We start from the raw sequence: 20,344 nt of genomic DNA on the forward strand, positions 1-20,344 counted from the left end.
AACGGAGGAGGTTTCATTCATGTCCACGCAGTCTTACCGGACTGCGCTGGTTGCGGCGGGGCTTTGCAGCCTTGTGGCCGCGCCTGCGCTGTCGCAGACCACGCTGATCTACGGAGAACCCGGCCCCAATCGCGGCGCAAGATCCGAGGCGACCCAATGGTTCGCCCAGGAGGTCGAGCGCCTGACCGAGGGTGACCTGAAGCTCGATATCACCTGGGGGGGGGCGCTGTTCTCGGAAAAGGCCGCCGTCCAGTCGCTGCGCGACGGGGTCGCGGATCTGGGCAGCGTCATCGGCGTCTATTTCCCGCAAGAGATGGTCGCCTATGGCATCGCCGATCTGCCGGTGAACAACCCCGACCCCTGGGTGGGCATGAAGGCCACCGACACGCTGATGCGCACGAACGAGCAGATCCAGGCGAATCTCGCGCAGCAGAACCTGGTCTATGTCGGCACCTACACGACCTCGGCGGTGCAGATGGGCTGCAAGGGCGATGCGGTCGCATCGGTGGACGACATCGCGGGCAAGAAGGTCCGGGGCGTCGGGGCCTATGGCCAGACCTTCCGCGACCTGGGCGCCACGCTGGTCGACATGACCGTCTACGAGGCCTACCAGGGCCTGGAAAGCGGGCTGATCGACTGCACGCAGACCTATTCCTACCTGGTCAAGTCGCTGAAGTTCGACGAGGTCTTCGACAGCTACACCTTCATCGACTGGGGGCAGATCGGTGCCCTGGGCATCATGATGAACAAGTCGATGTTCGACGCGCTGGAGCCTGCGCAGCAGGACGCCATCATGACCGCGGGCGAGGGCCTTGCCGACGAGTTCGGCCGCATCATCGAGGCCGCGAACGAGGAATCCGTCGCCATGCTGGAAGAGCAGGGCAAGGAGATCGTCCGCATGTCCGACGAGGATCGCGCCAAGATGGCCGAGGCCGGGCAGAAATACCTGGACGAATGGGTCGAACGCGCGAATGCCTCGGGGCTGGATGGCGCGGCGCTGCTGGACGAATATCGCGGGCTGATCTCGCGCTATGCGGACGAGGCCGAGACGCAGGGCTATCCCTGGGAACGCGGCTGATCCGATGCGGGTGATCGAGCGGACCCTGCTGGACCTTGCGGTCCTGGCGCTGATCGCGCTTGCCGGCGTGATCTTCGTCAATGTCGGAATGCGCTGGCTGGGCGGCTCGGGGCTGCCCGATGCCATCATCCTGGTGCGCGAGCTGATGGTCGCCGCCGTGATCCTGCCGATGGCGGCGGCGACGGCCGCGCGAGGCCATGTCGCCGTCACCTTCTTCAGCGACCGGATGCCCGTCGCCCTGCGGGGCAGGCTGGTCGTGCTGGGACACCTGGTCGGTGTCCTGGCGCTGATCCCGCTGATCTTCGCCGCCTGGCGCGTGACCTCGCAGGTCTGGACCTCGGGCGAGTTCTACTATGGCGATCTGAACCTGCCGCGCTGGCCGGGCGTCGCGCTGTTCCTGCTGGGACTGGCGCTGATGTGGCTGCGGCTGGTCGTGATGCTGCTGGGCGATATCGGCCAGCTGGCACGGGGCGGTGTGATCCGCGACGACAACGGAAGCGAGGTGAGCTGATGGACCCGATGACGATCGGCCTCGTGGCGCTGGCGGTGGTGCTGGTGCTGCTGGCCATGCGCGTGCCCATCGCCTTCACGCTGGCGGCGGTGGCCAGCGTCGGCACCTTCCTCGTCTATGCGACCCGGACCGGGGGCTGGATGCCGGAACGGGCGCTGAACCCGACCAGCTCGGTCGTGTTCGCGAATTTCTTCGACCTGGTGCACAGCTACGACCTGTCGATGGTCCCGCTGTTCGTGGCACTGGGCAACATCGCCTTCTATGCCGGGATCACCACGCGCATCTATGATGCGGCGGCGGTCTGGCTGCGCCCGCTGCCCGGCGGCGTCGCGATGGCCTCGGTCATGGGCTGCGGCGGCTTCAGCGCGATCTCGGGGTCGTCCATCGCCTGTGCATCGACCATGGGCCGCATCTGCGTCCCCGAGATGATGCGCATGGGCTACGACCCGCGCCTTGCGACCGCATCGGTCGCGGTGGGCGGCACGCTGGGGTCGCTGATCCCGCCCTCGGTCCTGTTCATCCTCTATGGCATCTTCACCGAGACCTCGATCGCGCAGCTGTTCCTTGCGGGCATCCTGCCGGGGCTGCTGTCGCTGGCGGGGATGCTGCTGGTCATCGCCTGGTGGGTGGGTCGCGATCCCGCAGCCGCGCCCAAGGCCGCCCGCGACGGCGCCAGCCGGACCGAGGCCGCGATCGCCGCATGGCCCGCCGTCCTGCTGTTCGTCGTCATCGTCGGCGGCATCTATGGCGGCATCTTCACCGCGACCGAGGCCGCCGCCGTCTGCGTCGTGCTGACCACGCTGATCGGCGTCGTCCAGCGCCGCCTGACCTTCACCCATTTCATCATGGCCATCCGCGAGAGCCTGACCCAGACCGCCGCCATCTTCCTGATCGCGGGGGCCGCCAAGATCTTCGTCAGCTTCGTCGCGCTGACCGGCATCGCCGGTGCCGTCGTCGGCATGGTCGAGGATGCGCAGCTGTCCTTCCTGACGCTGATGCTGGTCCTGGTGCTGATCTACCTGGTGCTGGGGATGTTCCTCGATCCGATCGGGATCATGGTGCTGACGCTGCCCTTCATGGTGCCGCTGATCGAGGGTTATGGCCTGAACCTGATCTGGTTCGGCGTCATCGTGGTCAAGCTGCTGGAGATCGGTCTGATCACGCCGCCCGTCGGGCTGAACGTCTTCGTGGTCGGCAACGTGACGCGCGATGTCGGCATCGGGCAGATCTTCTCGGGGGTCAGTCGGTTCCTGTTCGTGGACCTGCTGGTGCTGGTGCTGCTGATCCTGTTCCCGATCATCTCGACCCTGATACCGGGATCGATGTGATGGACCTGAACGCACCCCGTCCGGATTACGAAGCCGACCGCAACTTCGCGACGACGCTTGCGCGGGGCCTGTCGGTGCTGCGCGCCTTCCGGACGGGCGATGACGGGCTGACCAACGCGCAGATCGCGGAACGGACGGGGCTGCCGAAATCCACCGTGTCGCGGCTGACATTCACCCTGGGCTGCCTTGGGTACCTGACCCAGCCGCAGCGCAACGACCGCTATCGCCCGGGGCCCACGCTGCTGGCGATGGGCCATGTGGCGGCGTCCTCGCTGGCCTTCCTCGACCCGGCCGAGGAGATGATGCAGCAGTTGGCGGACCTGACCGGAACGCTGGTGCTGTTCGCGGTGCGCGACCGCGACAAGGTCGCGCTGATGCGGACCTGGCGTCCGCAGCAGGCGGCCTCGATCTGGCTGGAGGTCGGGCACCGCCTGCCCATCGGCGCGTCGTCCTCGGGGATGGCGGTGCTGGGCGCCACCACGCGCGAGGAATTCGGCTGGCTTCTGGGCGACCGCCCCGACAGCCCGCTGGACGGATCCGACTACGAGACGCTGCGCCTCGAGGCGCGCGACCAGCTGATGGCCAATGGCTATACCGTCGTGCGCAAGGAACAGCGCTATTCGCGCAATATCTCGGCCGTGTCGGTGCCGTTCCGGTCGTCGCGGCTGGCGGGGCCGGTGGCCTTTTCCTGCGGTGCGCTGGACGACGTGCTGCCGCTGGACCGCATCCATTCCGAGGTCGGCCCGCGTCTGCAACAGACCGTGGCCCGCCTGCAGATCCTGATCGGGCAGCAAGGCAATCCCGCCTGGCCCGGCAGCCCGAACGATTGAAGGAGACATCATGACCGTCACCTATCGCCGCGAGGGCGAGATCGGCGTCATCACCATCGACAACCCGCCCGTGAACGCCCTGTCACATGCCGTGCGCGACGGGCTGGTCCGCGCCGCCGACGAATTCGCCGCCGATGACGGCGCGCGCGCCTGCGTCATGCTGGCGGCGGGCCGCACCTGGGTCGCGGGGGCCGACATCTCGGAATTCGGCAAGCCGCCGCGCGAACCCTTCCTGCCCGACGTGATCGCCCGGATCGAGGCGCTGGATAAGCCGGTCGTCGCCGCGATCCACGGCACCGCGCTTGGCGGCGGGCTGGAACTGGCGATGGGCGCCCATGCCCGCGTCGCCGCGCCCTCGGCCCGGATGGGCCTGCCCGAGGTGACGCTCGGCCTGCTGCCGGGCGCGGGCGGCACGCAGCGCCTGCCGCGCCTGATCGGGCTGGAGCCCGCGCTGAAGATGATCACCTCGGCCCGCCAGATGCCCGCCCCCGAGGCCGCGGATCTGGGCCTGATCGACCGCCTTGCGGAGGGCGACCTGACCGATGCCGCCATGGCGCTGGCCGCGGAGCTGGCGGGACACGCCCCCCGCCGCACCGGCGATCTGCCCGCCCCCGAGCAGGGCGTGGACCTGGCCGAGGCGATGAAGGCCGATCTTGCGCGCCGCGTCCCCGGCCAGATCGCGCAGGCCCGCGCGGTGGATACGGTGGTGCAGGGGATGGCGCTGCCCTTCGCGGACGGCATGGCGCTGGAACGCCGCGCCTTCATGGACCTGATGGACAGCCCGCAACGCGCGGCGCTGATCCACGCCTTCTTCGCCGAACGCGCGGTCGGGCACCTGCCCGAGATCGCGGGCGTCGATCCGCGTCCCCTGGACCGGCTGGGCGTGATCGGCGGCGGCACGATGGGCGCGGGCATCGCGGTCGCCTCGTTGATCGCGGGGCTGGACGTGACCCTGATCGAGCGTGACGACGCGGCCGCCGACAAGGCCCGCGCCACCGTCGCCAAGCTGCTGGGGGGCGCGGTCAAGCGCGGCAAGCTGAAGGCCGAGCGTCGCGACGCGATCCTGTCGGATGCCTTCCGCACCGACACCGCCTATGACGCGCTGTCGCAGGCCGACATGGTGATCGAGGCCGTCTTCGAATCCATGGAGGTCAAGGAACAGGTCTTCGCCGAACTGGACCGCGTGGCCAAGCCCGGCTGCGTGCTGGCGACGAACACCTCCTATCTGGACGTGAACCGCATCGCGCAGGCCACCGGTCGTCCGGGCGACGTGATCGGGCTGCACTTCTTCTCGCCCGCGCATGTGATGCGCCTGCTGGAGGTGGTCGTGGCCGACCGCACCGCCCCCGAGGTCACCGCGACCGGCTTCGCGCTGGCGCGGCGGCTGAAGAAGATTGCCGTCAGGGCAGGGGTCTGCGACGGGTTCATCGGCAACCGCATCCTGTCGCATTACCGCGCGGCGGTGGATGCGATGGTGCTGGACGGGGCCTCGCCCTATCAGGTGGATCGCGCGTTGACCGGTTTCGGCTTCGCGATGGGGCCTTATGCGGTCAGCGACCTTGCGGGGCTGGACATCGGCTACATGACGCGGCAGCGCAAGGCCGCGGACCGTCACCCGCGCGACCGCGTCCCGGTCTTTGCCGACAGGCTGTACGAACTGGGCCGCCTGGGCCGCAAGACGGGGCGCGGCTATTATATCTATGGCGATGACGGCCCGCAGGAGGATCCCGAGCTGGCCCCCCTGCTGGCGCAGGTCCGCGCCGATCTGGGCATCGTGCCGCGCGACTTCACCGATGACGAGATCGTCGCCCGCACCATGGCCGCGATGGTCAACGAGGCCGCCCGCACGGTCGAGGACGGCACCGCCCTGCGCCCGCTGGATGTCGATGTGGTGATGCTCAACGGCTATGGCTTTCCGCGCTGGCGGGGCGGGCCGATGCACTGGGCCGACACGGTCGGGGTGAAATCGGTCCTGGACGACATCCACCGCTTTTCCAAGGACGACGACCATTTCTGGCAACCCGCAGCGCTCTTGTGCCGCATGGCGGCCATCGGATCGCCGCTTGCCGAACTGAACAAGGAGACCCGCGCATGAGACAGGCTGTCATCGTGGAGGCCGCACGCACCGGCATCGGCAAGGCCAAGCGCGGCGCGTTCAACATGACCCATGGCGCGGTCATGACCGCCGCCACCGCCCGCGCCGTCATCGACCGTTCCGGCATCGACCCCTCCCTGATCGAGGACAGCATCTGGGGCTGCGGTTATCCCGAATACGTCACGGGCGGGAACATCGCCCGCCAGACGGTGATCCGTGCGGGCCTGCCCGACAGCATCGCGGGCGCCACGGTGAACCGCTTCTGCGCATCGGGCCTGCAGGCGCTGGCGATGGGGGCGCAGATGGTGGCCCATGACGGCGCGCGCGCCGTGCTGGTCGGCGGGGTGGAAAGCATCTCGATGGTGCAGCCGCCCGTCCGCCATTCCCGCGAGGCCTGGATCGAGGCCAACCGCCCCGACCTGTACCTGCCCATGATCGAGACCGCCGACATCGTCGCCGCCCGCTATGGCGTCACCCGCGAGGCGCAGGACGAATATGCCGTCCAGTCCCAGGCCCGGACCGCCGCCGCGCAGGATGCGGGGCTGTTCTCGGACGAGATCATCCCGATGACCGTCACCATGTCCGTGACCGACAAGGCCACCGGCGAGACATCCGAACGCGAGACGACCATCGCGGGCGACGAGGGCAACCGCCCCGGCACCACGCTGGAGGCGCTGTCCCGGCTGGAGCCCGTGCGCGGGCAGGGCCAGTTCGTCACCGCCGGCAACGCCTCGCAGTTGTCGGACGGCGCGGCGGCGCTGCTGGTCATGGATGCCGATATCGCCGCATCCGAGGGGCTGAGCCCGCTCGGGGCGTTCCGCGGCTTTGCGGTCGCGGGCTGCGGCCCCGACGAGATGGGCATCGGCCCCGTCTTCGCGGTGCCGCGCCTTCTGGAACGCGCGGGCCTGACGGTGGACGATATCGACCTGTGGGAACTGAACGAGGCCTTCGCCAGCCAGTGTCTCTATTGCCGCGACACGCTCGGGATCGATCCCGCCAAGTACAACGTCAATGGCGGCGCCATTTCCATCGGGCATCCGTTCGGGATGACCGGGGCGCGCGCGGCGGGGCACCTGCTGCGCGAGGGCCGCAGGCGCGGCGCGAAATGGGGCGTCGTCACCATGTGCGTGGGCGGCGGCCAGGGCGCTGCCGGACTTCTGGAGATCTTCTGATGGATATGCGTTTCACCCCCGAGGAAAATGCCTTTCGCGACGACGTGCGGGGCTTCCTGCAATCCGAGCTGTCGCCCGAGCTGGCAGACAAGGTGCGCCTGCACCAGCCCCTGACCAAGGCCGAGATGGAGGGCTGGCACGCCAAGCTGAACTCGCGCGGCTGGCTGGCGGGGAACTGGCCCGTCGAATTCGGCGGCGCGGGCTGGACCGCGATCCAGCGCCATATCTTCGAAGAGGAATCCGCCCGCGCCCATGCGCCCCGCGTCGTGCCCTTCGGCATCGCCATGCTGGGTCCGGTGCTGCAGCAGTTCGGGTCGAAGGCGCAGCAGGACCACTGGCTGCCGCGCATCCTGAACGGCGACGACTGGTGGTGCCAGGGCTATTCCGAACCGGGCGCGGGCAGCGACCTTGCGGGCCTGCGCTGCCGCGCCGAACGGCAGGGCGACCATTACGTCGTGAACGGCCAGAAGACCTGGACCACGCTCGGGCAGCACGCGAACATGATCTTCTGCCTCGTGCGCACCTCGTCCGAGGGCAAGAAGCAGGAGGGGATCAGCTTCCTTCTGATCGACATGGAGACGCCCGGCGTCACCGTCCGCCCCATCGTCCTGCTGGATGGCACCGCCGAGGTGAACGAGGTCTTCTTCGACGAGGTGAAGGTCCCCGCCGAGAACCTGGTCGGAGAGGAGAACAAGGGCTGGACCTATGCGAAATACCTGCTGACGCATGAACGCACCAACATCGCGGGGGTGGGCTTCGCGACCGCCGCGCTGGACAACCTGCGCCGCGTGGCGGGGGCCCAGATCCACCGTGGCCGCCCGCTGTCGCAGGACCCCGTCTTTGCCGCGCAGATGGCCGAGGTCGAGATCGAGCTGATGGCCATGTCCACCACCAACCTGCGCATGCTGTCCGCCGCGGCCCAGGGCCAGGCTCCGGGCATCGAGAGCAGCATGCTCAAGATCAAGGGCACGCAGATCCGCCAGCGGCTGGATGCGCTGACGCGCCGCGCCTATGGCGGCTGGGCGATGGCGCTGCCGTCCGAGGGCGGCAACGAGGGGCAGCCCCTTGGCGCCGACGAGGCGCTGGCCGCCAGCGCGACCTGGCTGAACAACCGCAAGCTGTCGATCTATGGCGGCTCGAACGAGATCCAGCGCGGCATCATCGCCGGCGCATTGGCACGGGGGTAAGGGCATGGATTTCAGCCTTTCGGACGAACACCGCATGCTGCAGGACAGCCTGCGCGGCATCCTGAACCGCCACACGGGCGACGACGCGATGGCCCCCCTGCTGGAGGCCGGCGTCATCGAGGCCCTGCTGACCGAGGACGAGGGCGGCTTCGACGGATCGGGTGCCGCCGTGGCCCTGGTCTTCGAGGAGCTGGGCCGCGCGGGCGCCGCGCTGCCGCTGATCGGCACCATGATCGGGCGCGCCGCGCTGGCGCAGGCGGGCATGCCCGACGATGAGGCCCGCGCGGCCTTTGCCGATGCCGAACCCGGCACGCGCGCCGATCGCGGGGTGGCCATCCGCGCCGATGGCGACCGCCTGACGGGCCGCAAGACGATGGTGGCGGGGGCCGAGGATGCGACCCACCTGATCGTCACCACCGCCGACGCGCTGTGGCTGGTCGCCGCCCGCGCCGAGGGTCTGGCCCTGACCGCGTTCCCGATGATGGACGGCCAGCGCGGCGCCGACCTGGAATTCGCGGAAACCCCTGCGCAGCGGCTGGGCAGCCTGTCCGATTTCGGCGCGGTCCTGTCCCGCGCCGCGCTGGCCCATGCCGCCCGCACCCTGGGCGAGATCGAGGCCGCGGTCGATCTGACGCTGGACTATCTGCGCACCCGCAAGCAGTTCGGGCGTGCGCTGTTCGACTTCCAGGCGCTGGCCCATCGTGCGGCCGAGCTGACGGTCGAACGCGAACAGGCGCGATCCGCCGTCGTGAACCTTGCCGCGCATCTGGATGCCAAACCGCATCTGCGCGACCGCCATGTCCAGGCCTGCAAGGTCACCGTGGGCCGCGTCGCCCGTCTGGTCGCCGAGGAATCCGTCCAGCTGCATGGCGGCATCGGCATGACCGAGGAATACGCGCTGGCGGGCATGATCCGCCGCCTGATCGCGGGCGATACCGCGATGGGGGATGCGGATTACCACCTCGAACGCTTTGCCAATGGCGAGGCCGCATGGACCTGATCCTGGACGAGACCGGGACGCAGCGGCTGATCGGCTATGTCGTCGATATCGGCGCGGGCGACGGCACCGCCGCCTGCCGCCTGGACCTGGACGACCGGCACCTGAACCGGCAGGGGATGCTGCATGGCGGGCTGGCCGCGACGCTGCTGGACAGCGCGATGGGCACGACCGGCAGCCTGACGGTCGATCCGTCGGGGCGCCATCCCTTCACCACGCTGTCGCTGACGGTGAACTATGTCGCGCCCGGTCGCCCCGGCATCGTCGAGGCGCGGGGCCGCATCACCGGCGGCGGTCGCAGCACCCTGTTCATCGAGGGCGCGTTGCGGCATCAGGACGGAACGCTGATCGCCACGGCGACCGGCGTCTTCCGCAAGTCCCGACAGGAGCCCTGATGTCCACGCCCCTCACCAACCCCCATTGCGAGATCAGCGATCTTGGCGATCGCCTCGTGGTCGAGAACCGCAACGCCGGTCGCCGCAACGCCCTGACGCCCGAATTCTACGAGGGGCTGCACCACGCGCTGACGCTGGCCGCGGACAACCCCCGCATCGGCTCGGTCATCCTGATGGGCGAGGGGGATTTCTTCTGCGCGGGGGGCGATCTCAACTCGCTCATCACCGCGCAGCACCTGTCCGACGAGGAACGCCGCGCCCGCATCGACGCGCTGAACGCGCTGATCCGCGCGGTCGTGAACTGCCCCCGTCCGGTCATCGCCGTGGTGGAAGGTGGCGCGGCAGGGGCGGGCATGTCCCTTGCGCTGGCCTGCGACATGGTGATCGCCGCGCGGAACGCGCAGTTCACGGCGGCCTATGTGAATGCGGGCCTGGTGCCCGACGGGGGGCTGACCGCCGCGATGGGCGCCGCCCTGCCGCCGCAGGTCGCGGCGCAGATGGCGCTGACGGGCCTGCCCCTGGGGGCCGAGCGGCTGCACGCGCTTGGCGTCGTCAACGAGCTGACCGAACCGGGCGAGGCGATCATGGCCGCGATGGCCTTGGCGGACCGTCTGGCCGCCGGCCCTGCCGAGGCCCAGGCCGCGATCAAGCGCCTGCTGACCGGCTGGCGAGAGATCGCCTTCGAGGCGCAGCTGGTCGCCGAACGCGACGCGATGGCCCATGCGCTTGCCGCACCCGAAGCCGCCGAGGGGATCGGCGCCTTCCTGGAAAAACGCAAACCCGACTTCCGAAGATTGCGCGAGGAATCATGACCGAAGACGTCCGCATCCATCAGCTGTTCGATCGCGCGGCCCATGCGCATCCGCACCGGCCCGCCATCACCGACTGGACGGGTCGGACGTTCGATTACCATGAATTGCAGCAGCTGGTGCTGCGGACGGTCGATGACCTTCGGGGGCTGGGCCTGCGCGCGGGCGACCGCCTGCTGGTCCTGTCCGAGAACGCGGCGACGGTGCCCGTCCTGCTGCTGGCCGCCAGCCGCATGGACGCGGTGGCCGTTCCCGTGAACGCGCGCATGACCGGCCCCGAGCTGCGCAAGATCGCGGACCATACCCGTCCCCGGCTGACGCTGTACCTGTCCGATGTCAGCGAGCCCGCCCGCGACCATGCAGCCGCCGCGGGCGCGCGCCCGGTCGACCTGGCCGATGCGTCGCTTCACGTCGAGGGCCCGTTCGATGTCGACCCCGAGACGGTCGAGGATGATGCCGGCATGACGGCGGTGATCCTCTATACCACCGGGACGACGGGCACGCCCAAGGGCGTCATGCTGACCCATGGCAACCTGATCTTCGGGGGCGGCTCCTCGGCCAGGCTGCGCGGCATCGTGCCCGAGGACCGGATCTATGGCGCGCTGCCGATGACGCATGTGTTCGGGCTGACCTCGATGGCCTGCGCGGGGCTGTCCTCGGGGGCGCATCTGATGCTGGTGCCGCGCTTCAGCGCGGGCGCGGTGCTGGATGCGCTGGTGGGGGGCGTGACCGTCCTGCCCGCCGTTCCGCAGATGCACGCCGCCATCATGGCCGAGGCCCGCTCGCGCGGCATGACGCGGCTGGAGGGGCCGTTGCGCTATGTCAGCAGCGGTGCCGCGCCGCTGGACCCCGACTGGAAGCGCCGCGCCGAGGAATTCTACGGCATCGCCCTGCAGAACGGATACGGCATGACCGAGACGACGGCGGGCGTGACCATCACGGTGAACGAGAAGGGCGATCCCGACCCCTCGGCGGGGATTCCGCTGCCGGGGGCAGAGATCGCGCTGGACGAATCCGTCGGACGCGAACCCGGCACCGGCGAGGTGCTGACCCGCGGCCCGCATGTCATGCGCGGATATTTCCGCAACGAACAGGCCACCGCGCAGGTGCTGTCCGCCGATGGGTGGCTGCGCACGGGCGATCTGGGGCGGCTGGACCCGCAGGGGCGGCTGCATATCGTCGGCCGCAGCAAGGAGCTGATCATCCGTGGCGGCTTCAACGTCTATCCGCCCGAGGTCGAGGCCGCGCTGAACGACCATCCCGCCGTGCTGCAGGCAGCCGTCATCGGGCGCAAGCTGGAGGGCGGCGACGAGGAGATCCTGGCCTTCTGCCAACTGTCCGGCCATGCGGAGGTCACTTGCGACGAGCTGGCCCGTCACGCGGCCGAGCGCCTGTCGCCCTACAAGCGGCCCGGTCGCATCGTGATCTGCGGCCCGCTGCCGGCGGCGGCGACGGGCAAGATCCTGAAGCACCGCCTGATCGAGCATTTCGCGGACCTGCTGAACAGCCCCGCCTGAGGGCCTAGTCGTCGAAGACCAGCCTGTGGTCCGGGGGATAGAACTGGCGCGCGAACGAAACCGGCACGCCATCGACCAGGCTGGTCCGTTCGATCGCCAGCACCGGCGTGCCGTCGGGCAGCCCCAGGTTGACCGCGCAGGATCCGCTGGCGCCTTCCGACAGGATGGCAAAGCGCGTCTGGGTGACGGCATGGCTGCGGTTCAGCCAGTCATGCGGGGCCTCGTCGCCGAAATGCTGCGGATCGGGCAGGTCCAGATGGCCCGGATGCAGCCAGACGGCCTCGCAACAATGCGGCTTGTCATCCGCCAAGTGACGGGTGCGGACCATCACCAGTTCCTCGGGCATGCCGTGGCACAGGGCGGCTGCGGCGCGGGGCGTGGCGACGCGATGCTCGCAGCCGGTCATCTCGTAGCGATAGGCGGCGCGCATGGCCTCGACCTCGTCGCGGATGAGGGGCATGCGCAGGGTCATCCGGCGGACCGGTGTGGCGGCGACGCGCGTGCCGACCTTGCGGCGGCGTTGCACGATGCCGCTTTCGGCCAGTTCGCGCAGCGCGCGGTTCACCGTCGCCCTTGCGCAGCCCATCTGCTGCGCAAGCTCCTGCTCGGTCGGGATGAGATCGCCGGGGGCCCATTCGCCGGATCGGATCCGGTCGAGCACATGCTCCCGGATCGACTGCCAGCTGTGGACCCGAGGTCGCGTCACCATTCCGCCTTCATTCCCGATCTTCACCCGTCCGCACCTCCGATGCTTTGGTTCAGGTTAGGTAAGTTTAACCCGAAGGCGCACCTGTCGGAATGGACAAAAATGGCTGAATCACGACGTTTTCCTTTACTTTCCAATGTCATAAGTGCACGATGTGCAAGATTTCGAAGCGAGGGACTGGCGTGTCGATCAACCTGGCGATGAACCCCGCAGGCGCGGCGACGCGCGGAATGGCCACCTCGTGGGGGGTGCTGACGGCCATCAGCCTGTGCCACATGGTCAACGACGTGATGCAGTCGCTGCTGTCGGCGATCTATCCGCTGCTGCGCGCGGAATTCGCGCTGAGCTATGCCCAGATCGGGGTGATGACCTTCGCGTTCCAGGTCACGGCATCGCTGCTGCAACCGCTGATCGGGATGGCGACGGACCGTCATCCGCAGCCCCGTTCGCTGCCCTTCGGGATGATCTCGACCCTGGGCGGGGTGCTGATGCTGGCCACCGCGCAGCATTACGCGATGCTGCTGGCGGGGGCGATGATGATCGGCGTCGGCTCGGCGGTGTTCCATCCCGAAAGCTCGCGCGTGGCGCGGCTGGCATCGGGCGGGCGGTTCGGGACGGCGCAGTCGCTGTTCCAGCTGGGCGGGAATTTCGGCCAGTCGATGGGCCCGCTGCTGGCGGCCTTCATCGTCGTCCCGCTCGGGCGGCCCGCGGTCGCGTGGTTCGCGGTGGCGGCGGCGCTTGGGGTGGCGATCCTGTGGCGGGTCGGCGCCTGGGCCGAGACGCGCCGCCGCGCGGGGGCCGCGATGCCCGACCGCAGCCTGCCGTTCCCGCGCGCCACCATCATCCGCGCCATCGCGGTCTTGGCCGTGCTGACCTTCACCAAGAACATCTATACCGCCTCGATGGCGAGCTATTTCACCTTCTTCACCATCGAGAAGTTCGGCCTGGGGGCGCAGGGCGCGCAGATCATGCTGTTCCTGTTCATGCTGGGCATGGCGGGGGGCGTGATGATGGGCGGCGTCATCGGCGACCGGATCGGACCGCTGCGGGTGATCTGGTTCTCGATCCTGGGGGTGCTGCCGCTGACGCTGGCGCTGCCGCATGTGGGGCTGGTGCCGACGGGCGCGCTGGCTTTCGCCATCGGGCTGATCCTGGCATCGGCGTTTCCGGCCATCGTGGTCTTCGCGCAGGAACTGGTGCCGGGGCGGACCGGCATGATCGCGGGGCTGTTCTTCGGCTTTGCCTTCGGCATGGGCGGGATCGCCGCCGCGGCGCTTGGCGTGCTGGCCGACAGCCAGGGGATCGAGTGGGTCTTCGGGCTGTGTTCGGTGCTGCCCGTGCTTGGGGTGCTGGCGATCTTCCTGCCGCGCAGGCCGGTCGCGGGCTGATCCATGACGCAGCCCGTCGTGATCCATGTCGGCCCCGAGGGTCCGCTCGAGTACGCGGTGGTGCGGATGTTCCGCGAAAGCGGCCATCAGGCGCTGCTGCATCAGAAGGGCGCCCTGGCCGAGGATGTGTTCCATGCCATGGCGCGAAATCGCCCGCCGCTGCGCCGCTGGCCGGATGCGCGGTTCTTCGCGGGCCTCTATCGTCATGCGCCGATCTGGCGCCCCCCGCTGGAGGCGTGGCGCTGTCTGCGGTTCCTGCGTGACAGCCTGCCCCATGCGCATTTCCTGATGATCGAGCCGGACCCCCGCTGGTCGCTGTGGCGGGCGGGGCGGGGCGATGCGCTGGCATGCTGGCGACGGCGGACGGGGCTGCCCGACGCCACGCTGCCGGGCCTGTGGGACGAACAGCTCGAGGAACACCGCGCGCGGCTGGAGGACCTGTTCGGTGACGATCCCCGCCTGATCCGGCTGGACCCCACAGCCGAGGGGCCTGCCGAATTCGCGCAAAGGCTGGGGGCGATCCTGCCGATGGGGCCGCCGCCCTTCGCGGAATGGCCCGCCCCGTCGCGGCCCGCGATCGGTGCCGCCCGCCTGATGGCGCGACCCGAGCCGCCCGTGGCCCCGCCCGGCTGGGCCGAGGACGTGGCCCGTTTCTGCCTGGGCGATCTGCGCCGGGGGCAGGGCGGTAATGCGGGCCTTTCGCGGCATGCCTGCGACTGGGACGGCCAGGGCTTTGCGACGCCCGAGGGGCGCGGGCGCAGGCTGGCCGTGGCGCAGGGGCCGGACGGCGCGGTCGCCGTTCCGGAACCCGACCGCCATTTCAAGCTGCTCCGCGCCGAGGGCGTGGTGAACGACATCCTTGCACTGGACCGCCGCGATCCCGTCCGCATCGACATGGAGGATTCGCGCTGGTTCGGCAGTCCGCAGGGCGATGCGCTGGACCGGCCCGTCATCTGCCACAACCGCCGCGTGGGGGCCGTGAACGCGGTCCTGTGGCCCTTGCCCGACCAGCATGCGATCGGCCTGCCGGGCTTCGATCCCGAAACGCCGCCCGACGACATCCCCTGGGACGCCAAGGAGGATCGCCTCGTCTGGCGGGGCATGATCTCGGGGTCCGAGATGACCGAAGGCGTGAAGCCCGGTGCCGCCGCGCATGTGCTGCTGTCGCAGCTGGCCGATCCGGCGCTGCGCGACGAGGCATGGGAGCGGCTGCGCAACACCAACCGGCTGAGCTTCGTCACGCGCTTCATCGACGATCCGGATTTCGATATCGGCGTCGTGCTGGCCTGGGGGTTCCGGCAATTCGCCTCGGACCCGCTGATCGCGCCCTTCCTGCGCCCCCGGATGGACCTGCACGATTTCCGCCGCTTCCGGTACCAGCTGTGCATGACCGGCTATGACCACGGGTCGAACTTCATCCAGGCGCTGGACGGCAACGGCGTCCTTCTGGCCGAGGATGACGGCTGGGAGGTGTTCTATTCCGGCAGGTTCCGGCCCTGGCGACACTTCATCCCGGTCGCTCGGAACATGACCGACATCCGGCAGAAGCTGGACTGGGCGCGGGCCAATCCCGACCGCTGCCGCGAGATGTCGCGCGCCGCCCGGACCGAATTGCGCAGCCTGCGCGACCCCGAGGCGCGGCAGCAGATCATGCGCCTGATCCTCGACGGGATCGCAAGGGCGCGATAAGGCAGGGGCATGGACACCATTCGCATCGCGCCCCTGACGCCCGAAGCCTTCGCCCCCTTCGGCGAGGTGCTGACCCCGAAACCCGCCCCCGACCGCATGATCAATCGCGGTCGCTGCGAACGCCATCACGCTCTGGCCACGGTCGAGCGCGGCGGGGGCGAGGCGATCATCTCGATCTTCCGGTCCGAACCGGTCGCGCTGCCGTATGATTGCGACCTTCTGGAGCGCCACCCCTTCGGCAGCCAGGCCTTCATGCCGCTTGGCCCCGATGCGTGGCTGTCGGTCGTGGCGCATGACGTGGACGGGGTGCCGGGGCGGCCGCTGGCGTTCCTCGTGCCGCCGGGGGTGGGGCTGAACCTGCGCGCAGGCGTGTGGCACGGGGTGCTGACGCCGCTGGATCGCGCGGCCGATTTTCTGGTGATCGACCGCGAGGGGCAGGGCACGAACCTGCAGGAGGTTACCATCCCGACTGTCAGGATCGCACGATGAGCGGGCCTGACCTGTCCTTCGAACTGGCGGCACAGGCGCGCGGTGCGAAATTGGTCGCGGGCGTGGACGAGGTCGGGCGCGGTCCGCTGGCCGGTCCCGTCACCGCCGCCGCCGTGATCCTGCCGCAGGGCGACCTGCCGCCCGGCCTGAACGACAGCAAGAAGCTGACGGCCAGGCGGCGCGAGGCGCTGGACGAATGGATCCGCGCGAATTGCGACTGGGCCGTCATCCATGTGGACGTGGACGAGATCGACCGCCTGAACATCCTGCGCGCCAGCCAGCTTGCGATGGTCCGCGCGGTCGCCGCATTGCGCCAGCGTCCCTGCCACGCGCTGATCGACGGAAACCTGATCCCGCAGGGCCTGGATTGCCCCGCCGAGGCCGTGGTCAAGGGCGACGCGCGCAGCGTCTCGATCGCGGCGGCGTCCATCCTGGCCAAGGTCGAACGCGACCGCGTGATGGTGGATTTGGCGCAACAGCATCCGGGCTATGGCTGGGACGGCAATGCGGGATACCCCACCCCCGCCCACAAGGAGGCGTTGCAGCGCCTTGGGGTGACACCACATCATCGGAAAAGCTTCGCCCCCGTCCACAAGATGTTGTGTAAATAGCACTTGACAAGGGATTGTTCCAAAAAACGAATTGACGACGAATCGGGTCTGAATCATTTTTAGGGGATACCAGACCGGCCGAAGCCGGCTCTCCCCAGAGGCAGATAATGACGAAGACCAAGGAACCACGCGCGGATTCCGCGCGCCCATTGCCGTTGAACCAGATCCTTGCGGGCGACTGCATCGATCTGATGAACGGCCTGCCGGAAGGCAGCGTGGATCTGGTCTTCGCGGATCCGCCCTACAACCTGCAACTGCGCGGCGACCTGCACCGGCCCGACAACAGTCGCGTCGATGCGGTGGACGATCACTGGGACCAGTTCGCGGGCTTTGCGGCCTATGACGAATTCACGCGCGCATGGCTGGGGGCTGCGCGCCGGATTCTGAAGCCGAACGGCGCGATCTGGGTCATCGGCAGCTATCACAACATCTTCCGCGTGGGCAGCGAACTGCAGAACCAGGGTTTCTGGATCATGAACGACGTGATCTGGCGCAAGTCGAACCCGATGCCGAACTTTCGCGGCAAGCGGCTGACCAACGCCCACGAGACGCTGATCTGGGCCGCGAAATCCGAAGCCAGCAAGACGACCTTCAACTACGAGGCGCTGAAGTCGCTGAACGAGGGCACGCAGATGCGCAGCGACTGGGTGCTGCCGATCTGCACCGGAGGCGAGCGCCTGAAGGACGCGGCCGGCGACAAGGCCCATCCCACGCAGAAGCCGGAATCCCTGCTGCATCGCGTGATCGTGGGCACGACCAATCCCGGCGACGTGATCCTTGACCCGTTCTTCGGGACCGGCACGACGGGCGCGGTCGCCAAGATGCTGGGCCGCGACTATATCGGGATCGAGCGCGAGGAAGCCTATCGCGAGGTGGCGACGCGCAGGCTGGCGCGGGTGCGCAGGCTGGACGCCGATGCCATCGCCACGACGCGCCCCAAGCGGGCCGAGCCGCGCATCCCCTTCGGGCAGGTCATCGAACGCGGCATGCTGCGCCCCGGAGAGGAGCTGTATTCCATCGGCAACCGCCACAAGGCCAAGGTCCGCGCCGATGGCAGCCTGATCGGCCGCGACGTCAAGGGCAGCATCCACCAGGTGGGGGCTGCGCTTGAAGGTGCGCCCTCGTGCAACGGATGGACCTATTGGCATTTCCGCCGCGAGGGCAAGATGATCCCGCTGGACATCCTGCGCCAGCAGATCCGCGCCGAGATGGAGGGCGAGAACGCCCGTCCGAACTGAATTCCGCCCTGCTTCACCCGAACCGGCAGGCCGCATGGCCGCCGAAGGGCACCTTGCCCCGCCATCCTTGCATGGCGGGGCTTTTTCATGGCGTCACAGCGCGTTGCGGGGCATGGGCAGCTGGCCCTTGTTATAGGGCGCCCAGTCCGTGATCTCGGGATAGAACTGCTTGCGCCAGGCGCGGACGCGCGGGTTCATCCGGCGACGCCACAAGGGCGGCACCATCGCAAGGAAGGTCATCGCCGGGTATCCCATCGGCAGCTGCGGGGCCTCGTCGGCGCCATAGGTCTGCAGCAGGGGAAAGCGGCGGTCGGGTTTGGTGTGGTGGTCCGAATGACGCTGCAGGTTGATCAGCAGCCAGTTCGTGGCCTTGTGGCTGGCGTTCCAGCTGTGGCGCGGGCGCACGGGCTCGTACCGACCCTCGCCCAGATGTTTGCGCGACAGGCCGTAGTGCTCGACATAGTTCACCAGTTCCAGCTGCCACACGGCGACGAAGGCCTGGAACAGGAACAGGCCGATCCCGGCCCAGCCGCCCAGCAGCGCCGCCAGCGCCAGCATCCCGCCTTGCAGCGCCGCATAGCGCCAGAAGGGGTTGCGCCGGTCGAACGGCCCGCGGCGCGCGCGTTTCAGGAACCCGGTCTCGGCCCGCCACGCGCTGCGCGGGCCATCGGTCAGGACGCGCCAGAAGAAGCGGTGGAACCCCTCGTTATATCGCGCGGAAACGGCGTCGCGCGGGGTCGAGACCCAGGAATGATGGACCAGCAGATGCTCGGTCCGGAAATGCGAATACATGACGCTGGCCAGCAGAAGGTCGCCCAGCCAGCGTTCCAGCGGCGATTTCTGGTGCAGCAGCTCGTGGGCATAGACGATGCCGATGGTCCCCGACACGATGCCGATGGCGAAGAACAGCCCCAGACCTTCCCAGCCCGACAGCTGCCCCGCGCCGGTCCACCAGATCGCGCCGAAGATCATCGCGAATTGCAGCGGGAACCAGACGATGGTGACGGCGCGGTGCCAGAACAGCTGCTCGGTCGCGGTCTCGGGGTCGGGATTGTCCTCGTTCAGGCCCAGGATGCCGTCCAGCGCAGTGGACAGGTACCAGGCATAGAACGGCACGATCGCCCACCACCAGCCGCCCAGCCACGCGGCCAGCGCGACCAGCGGGATCAGTGCGACCGACAGCCAGAAGGGCGCTGCGGCGGGGATGCGGGCATGGGACGAGTCGCTCATGCCCCGAAGCTTACGCCGTCAGGATCGGCCGCGCCACATCCCAGACCTTGCGCATCAGCCCCGGCAGGGCGTCCCGGTCGATCTGCCGCAGGGGGATCAGTTCGCCGCGTTCGGGGTTGCCGGTCAGCTCGCCGGTCATGACCGTCAGCTCCAGCGTGAAATGCGTGAAGACATGGCGCACGGTGCCGACATCGCGCCATTCGGCGGGCCCCGGCGGGGGCAGGTCGCGCCCGTCCCACCCGGCCGAGGGAAAGGCCAGCGTACCCCCCAGCAGCCCCTTGGCGGGGCGATGTTCCAGCAGCACCGCATCGCCGGATCGCGCGACCCATGCCGTGCCGCGGCGTTCGGGCTTGGGGGCCTTGGGCGTCTTGCGGGGCAGGTCCGCCGCGATGCCCGCCTTACGCGCGGCGCAGTGGTCCACCAGCGGGCAGATCGCGCAGGCGGGCTTGCGCGGGGTGCAGATCGTCGCGCCCAGGTCCATCATCGCCTGCGCGTAATCGCCGGGGCGTTCCTGCGGGGTGATCGTGCCCGCAAGGGCCGTCAGCTCGGGCTTGGCGCGGGGCAGGGGCGTTTCCACCGCGAACAGCCGCGAGACGACGCGTTCCACGTTGCCGTCCACCACGGTCTCGGGGCGCTGGAACGCGATGGATGCGATCGCAGCCGAAGTATAGGGCCCGATCCCCGGCAGCGCGGCCAGCCCCTCGCGCGTGTCGGGGAATCCGCCCATTTCAGCGACGGCGCGGGCGCAGGCCAGCAGGTTGCGCGCGCGGGCATAATATCCAAGCCCCGCCCATTCGGCCATGACGCGGGCGTCCTCGGCCGCGGCAAGCTCCCCGACCGTGGGCCACAATTCGGTGAAGCGCAGGAAATAGGCCTTCACCGCCGCCACGGTGGTCTGCTGCAGCATCACCTCGGACAGCCAGACGCGATAGGGATCGGCGGTCGCGCCGCCCGGCGGCATGCGCCAGGGCAGGTCGCGGGCATGGCGGTCGTACCATTGCAGCAGGTCGCGGGCGATCACCCCATTGTCACGCAATTATGTGGCCTTCTACTGACTGGCCCGCTTTCATCCGG

At 69.0% G+C, this 20,344-nt stretch carries 19 protein-coding genes; 16 read left to right on the forward strand and 3 right to left on the reverse strand.

Annotated features, from left to right (window positions below):
* Positions 1 to 19: 19 nt before the first annotated feature.
* The 11 genes from QMZ16_RS02040 to QMZ16_RS02090 are packed head-to-tail and all read left to right on the forward strand — an operon-like array spanning position 20 to position 11,919.
* Complete coding sequence (locus QMZ16_RS02040; protein ID WP_282601925.1) at positions 20 to 1,078, forward strand: C4-dicarboxylate TRAP transporter substrate-binding protein; 1,059 nt, start codon at positions 20 to 22, stop codon at positions 1,076 to 1,078.
* A gap of 4 nt (positions 1,079 to 1,082) precedes the next feature.
* Positions 1,083 to 1,589: a TRAP transporter small permease gene (locus QMZ16_RS02045; RefSeq protein ID WP_022705937.1), complete on the forward strand. Its 507-nt coding sequence runs from the start codon at positions 1,083 to 1,085 to the stop codon at positions 1,587 to 1,589.
* The gene (locus QMZ16_RS02050; RefSeq protein WP_282601926.1) at positions 1,589 to 2,917 is read left to right on the forward strand and encodes a TRAP transporter large permease; all 1,329 of its coding nucleotides are present in this window, start codon (positions 1,589 to 1,591) and stop codon (positions 2,915 to 2,917) included. The genes QMZ16_RS02045 and QMZ16_RS02050 overlap by 1 nt, the downstream gene beginning before the upstream one ends.
* On the forward strand, positions 2,917 to 3,747 hold the full coding sequence (locus QMZ16_RS02055) for an IclR family transcriptional regulator (RefSeq protein WP_022705935.1): 831 nt from the start codon (positions 2,917 to 2,919) through the stop codon (positions 3,745 to 3,747). The genes QMZ16_RS02050 and QMZ16_RS02055 overlap by 1 nt, the downstream gene beginning before the upstream one ends.
* A gap of 10 nt (positions 3,748 to 3,757) precedes the next feature.
* Complete coding sequence (locus QMZ16_RS02060) at positions 3,758 to 5,842, forward strand: 3-hydroxyacyl-CoA dehydrogenase NAD-binding domain-containing protein (RefSeq protein ID WP_282601927.1); 2,085 nt, start codon at positions 3,758 to 3,760, stop codon at positions 5,840 to 5,842.
* Positions 5,839 to 7,014, forward strand: coding sequence for an acetyl-CoA C-acyltransferase (locus tag QMZ16_RS02065; RefSeq protein WP_282601928.1), 1,176 nt, complete (start codon positions 5,839 to 5,841; stop codon positions 7,012 to 7,014). Before QMZ16_RS02060 ends, QMZ16_RS02065 begins: the two co-directional genes overlap by 4 nt.
* Complete coding sequence (locus QMZ16_RS02070) at positions 7,014 to 8,201, forward strand: acyl-CoA dehydrogenase family protein (protein ID WP_282601929.1); 1,188 nt, start codon at positions 7,014 to 7,016, stop codon at positions 8,199 to 8,201. The genes QMZ16_RS02065 and QMZ16_RS02070 overlap by 1 nt, the downstream gene beginning before the upstream one ends.
* 4 nt (positions 8,202 to 8,205) lie before the next feature.
* Positions 8,206 to 9,201: an acyl-CoA dehydrogenase gene (locus QMZ16_RS02075; protein ID WP_282601930.1), complete on the forward strand. Its 996-nt coding sequence runs from the start codon at positions 8,206 to 8,208 to the stop codon at positions 9,199 to 9,201.
* A complete protein-coding gene (locus tag QMZ16_RS02080) occupies positions 9,192 to 9,593 on the forward strand; it encodes a PaaI family thioesterase (protein WP_282601931.1) in 402 nt (133 codons plus the stop codon). Before QMZ16_RS02075 ends, QMZ16_RS02080 begins: the two co-directional genes overlap by 10 nt.
* The gene (locus QMZ16_RS02085) at positions 9,593 to 10,405 is read left to right on the forward strand and encodes an enoyl-CoA hydratase family protein (RefSeq protein WP_282601932.1); all 813 of its coding nucleotides are present in this window, start codon (positions 9,593 to 9,595) and stop codon (positions 10,403 to 10,405) included. Before QMZ16_RS02080 ends, QMZ16_RS02085 begins: the two co-directional genes overlap by 1 nt.
* Positions 10,402 to 11,919: a class I adenylate-forming enzyme family protein gene (locus QMZ16_RS02090; protein WP_282601933.1), complete on the forward strand. Its 1,518-nt coding sequence runs from the start codon at positions 10,402 to 10,404 to the stop codon at positions 11,917 to 11,919. Before QMZ16_RS02085 ends, QMZ16_RS02090 begins: the two co-directional genes overlap by 4 nt.
* Positions 11,920 to 11,923: 4 nt before the next feature.
* Here the strand turns inward: QMZ16_RS02090 and QMZ16_RS02095 are convergent, their stop codons facing one another.
* Positions 11,924 to 12,628 carry a GntR family transcriptional regulator gene (locus QMZ16_RS02095; protein ID WP_022705927.1) on the reverse strand — a complete coding sequence of 235 codons (705 nt, stop codon included), beginning with the start codon at positions 12,626 to 12,628 and terminating at the stop codon, positions 11,924 to 11,926.
* A gap of 197 nt (positions 12,629 to 12,825) precedes the next feature.
* On the opposite strand from QMZ16_RS02095, the gene QMZ16_RS02100 reads away from it, so the two are divergent.
* From QMZ16_RS02100 to QMZ16_RS02120, 5 genes are all read left to right on the forward strand, one after another.
* On the forward strand, positions 12,826 to 14,013 hold the full coding sequence (locus QMZ16_RS02100; RefSeq protein WP_282602047.1) for an MFS transporter: 1,188 nt from the start codon (positions 12,826 to 12,828) through the stop codon (positions 14,011 to 14,013).
* Positions 14,014 to 14,016: 3 nt separating this feature from the next.
* The gene (locus QMZ16_RS02105; protein ID WP_282601934.1) at positions 14,017 to 15,702 is read left to right on the forward strand and encodes a glycosyl transferase family 90; all 1,686 of its coding nucleotides are present in this window, start codon (positions 14,017 to 14,019) and stop codon (positions 15,700 to 15,702) included.
* Positions 15,703 to 15,711: 9 nt separating this feature from the next.
* Positions 15,712 to 16,191 (forward strand): ureidoglycolate lyase, encoded by a 480-nt coding sequence (locus tag QMZ16_RS02110; protein WP_282601935.1) that lies wholly within the window; start codon positions 15,712 to 15,714, stop codon positions 16,189 to 16,191.
* Positions 16,188 to 16,802: a ribonuclease HII gene (locus tag QMZ16_RS02115; protein ID WP_282601936.1), complete on the forward strand. Its 615-nt coding sequence runs from the start codon at positions 16,188 to 16,190 to the stop codon at positions 16,800 to 16,802. Before QMZ16_RS02110 ends, QMZ16_RS02115 begins: the two co-directional genes overlap by 4 nt.
* A gap of 107 nt (positions 16,803 to 16,909) precedes the next feature.
* Positions 16,910 to 18,040 carry a site-specific DNA-methyltransferase gene (locus tag QMZ16_RS02120; RefSeq protein ID WP_282601937.1) on the forward strand — a complete coding sequence of 377 codons (1,131 nt, stop codon included), beginning with the start codon at positions 16,910 to 16,912 and terminating at the stop codon, positions 18,038 to 18,040.
* Positions 18,041 to 18,133: 93 nt separating this feature from the next.
* On the opposite strand, the gene QMZ16_RS02125 is transcribed toward QMZ16_RS02120, so the two are convergent.
* Together QMZ16_RS02125 and mutY are read right to left on the reverse strand one after the other, a co-directional pair.
* Positions 18,134 to 19,270, reverse strand: a complete 1,137-nt coding sequence (locus QMZ16_RS02125; RefSeq protein WP_282601938.1) for an alkane 1-monooxygenase — start codon at positions 19,268 to 19,270, stop codon at positions 18,134 to 18,136.
* Positions 19,271 to 19,280: 10 nt separating this feature from the next.
* On the reverse strand, positions 19,281 to 20,306 hold the full coding sequence (gene mutY, locus QMZ16_RS02130; protein WP_282601939.1) for an A/G-specific adenine glycosylase: 1,026 nt from the start codon (positions 20,304 to 20,306) through the stop codon (positions 19,281 to 19,283).
* Between the last annotated feature and the right edge of the window lie 38 nt (positions 20,307 to 20,344).

The organism is Paracoccus sp. PARArs4 (assembly GCF_947311865.1).
Taxonomy (GTDB): domain Bacteria; phylum Pseudomonadota; class Alphaproteobacteria; order Rhodobacterales; family Rhodobacteraceae; genus Paracoccus; species Paracoccus zeaxanthinifaciens.

Excerpts from the sequence above, each read along its gene's own strand:
- QMZ16_RS02120 (WP_282601937.1), top strand. The coding sequence starts at position 16,910 with ATGACGAAGACCAAGGAACCACGCGCGGATTCCGCGCGCCCATTGCCG.
- QMZ16_RS02125 (WP_282601938.1), bottom strand. The coding sequence starts at position 19,270 with ATGAGCGACTCGTCCCATGCCCGCATCCCCGCCGCAGCGCCCTTCTGG.
- QMZ16_RS02055 (WP_022705935.1), top strand. The coding sequence starts at position 2,917 with ATGGACCTGAACGCACCCCGTCCGGATTACGAAGCCGACCGCAACTTC.
- QMZ16_RS02050 (WP_282601926.1), top strand. The coding sequence starts at position 1,589 with ATGGACCCGATGACGATCGGCCTCGTGGCGCTGGCGGTGGTGCTGGTG.
- QMZ16_RS02110 (WP_282601935.1), top strand. The coding sequence starts at position 15,712 with ATGGACACCATTCGCATCGCGCCCCTGACGCCCGAAGCCTTCGCCCCC.
- QMZ16_RS02065 (WP_282601928.1), top strand. The coding sequence starts at position 5,839 with ATGAGACAGGCTGTCATCGTGGAGGCCGCACGCACCGGCATCGGCAAG.
- QMZ16_RS02085 (WP_282601932.1), top strand. The coding sequence starts at position 9,593 with ATGTCCACGCCCCTCACCAACCCCCATTGCGAGATCAGCGATCTTGGC.
- QMZ16_RS02070 (WP_282601929.1), top strand. The coding sequence starts at position 7,014 with ATGGATATGCGTTTCACCCCCGAGGAAAATGCCTTTCGCGACGACGTG.
- QMZ16_RS02080 (WP_282601931.1), top strand. The coding sequence starts at position 9,192 with ATGGACCTGATCCTGGACGAGACCGGGACGCAGCGGCTGATCGGCTAT.
- QMZ16_RS02060 (WP_282601927.1), top strand. The coding sequence starts at position 3,758 with ATGACCGTCACCTATCGCCGCGAGGGCGAGATCGGCGTCATCACCATC.
- QMZ16_RS02075 (WP_282601930.1), top strand. The coding sequence starts at position 8,206 with ATGGATTTCAGCCTTTCGGACGAACACCGCATGCTGCAGGACAGCCTG.
- QMZ16_RS02040 (WP_282601925.1), top strand. The coding sequence starts at position 20 with ATGTCCACGCAGTCTTACCGGACTGCGCTGGTTGCGGCGGGGCTTTGC.
- QMZ16_RS02045 (WP_022705937.1), top strand. The coding sequence starts at position 1,083 with ATGCGGGTGATCGAGCGGACCCTGCTGGACCTTGCGGTCCTGGCGCTG.
- QMZ16_RS02090 (WP_282601933.1), top strand. The coding sequence starts at position 10,402 with ATGACCGAAGACGTCCGCATCCATCAGCTGTTCGATCGCGCGGCCCAT.
- QMZ16_RS02095 (WP_022705927.1), bottom strand. The coding sequence starts at position 12,628 with ATGGTGACGCGACCTCGGGTCCACAGCTGGCAGTCGATCCGGGAGCAT.
- QMZ16_RS02105 (WP_282601934.1), top strand. The coding sequence starts at position 14,017 with ATGACGCAGCCCGTCGTGATCCATGTCGGCCCCGAGGGTCCGCTCGAG.
- QMZ16_RS02100 (WP_282602047.1), top strand. The coding sequence starts at position 12,826 with ATGAACCCCGCAGGCGCGGCGACGCGCGGAATGGCCACCTCGTGGGGG.
- QMZ16_RS02115 (WP_282601936.1), top strand. The coding sequence starts at position 16,188 with ATGAGCGGGCCTGACCTGTCCTTCGAACTGGCGGCACAGGCGCGCGGT.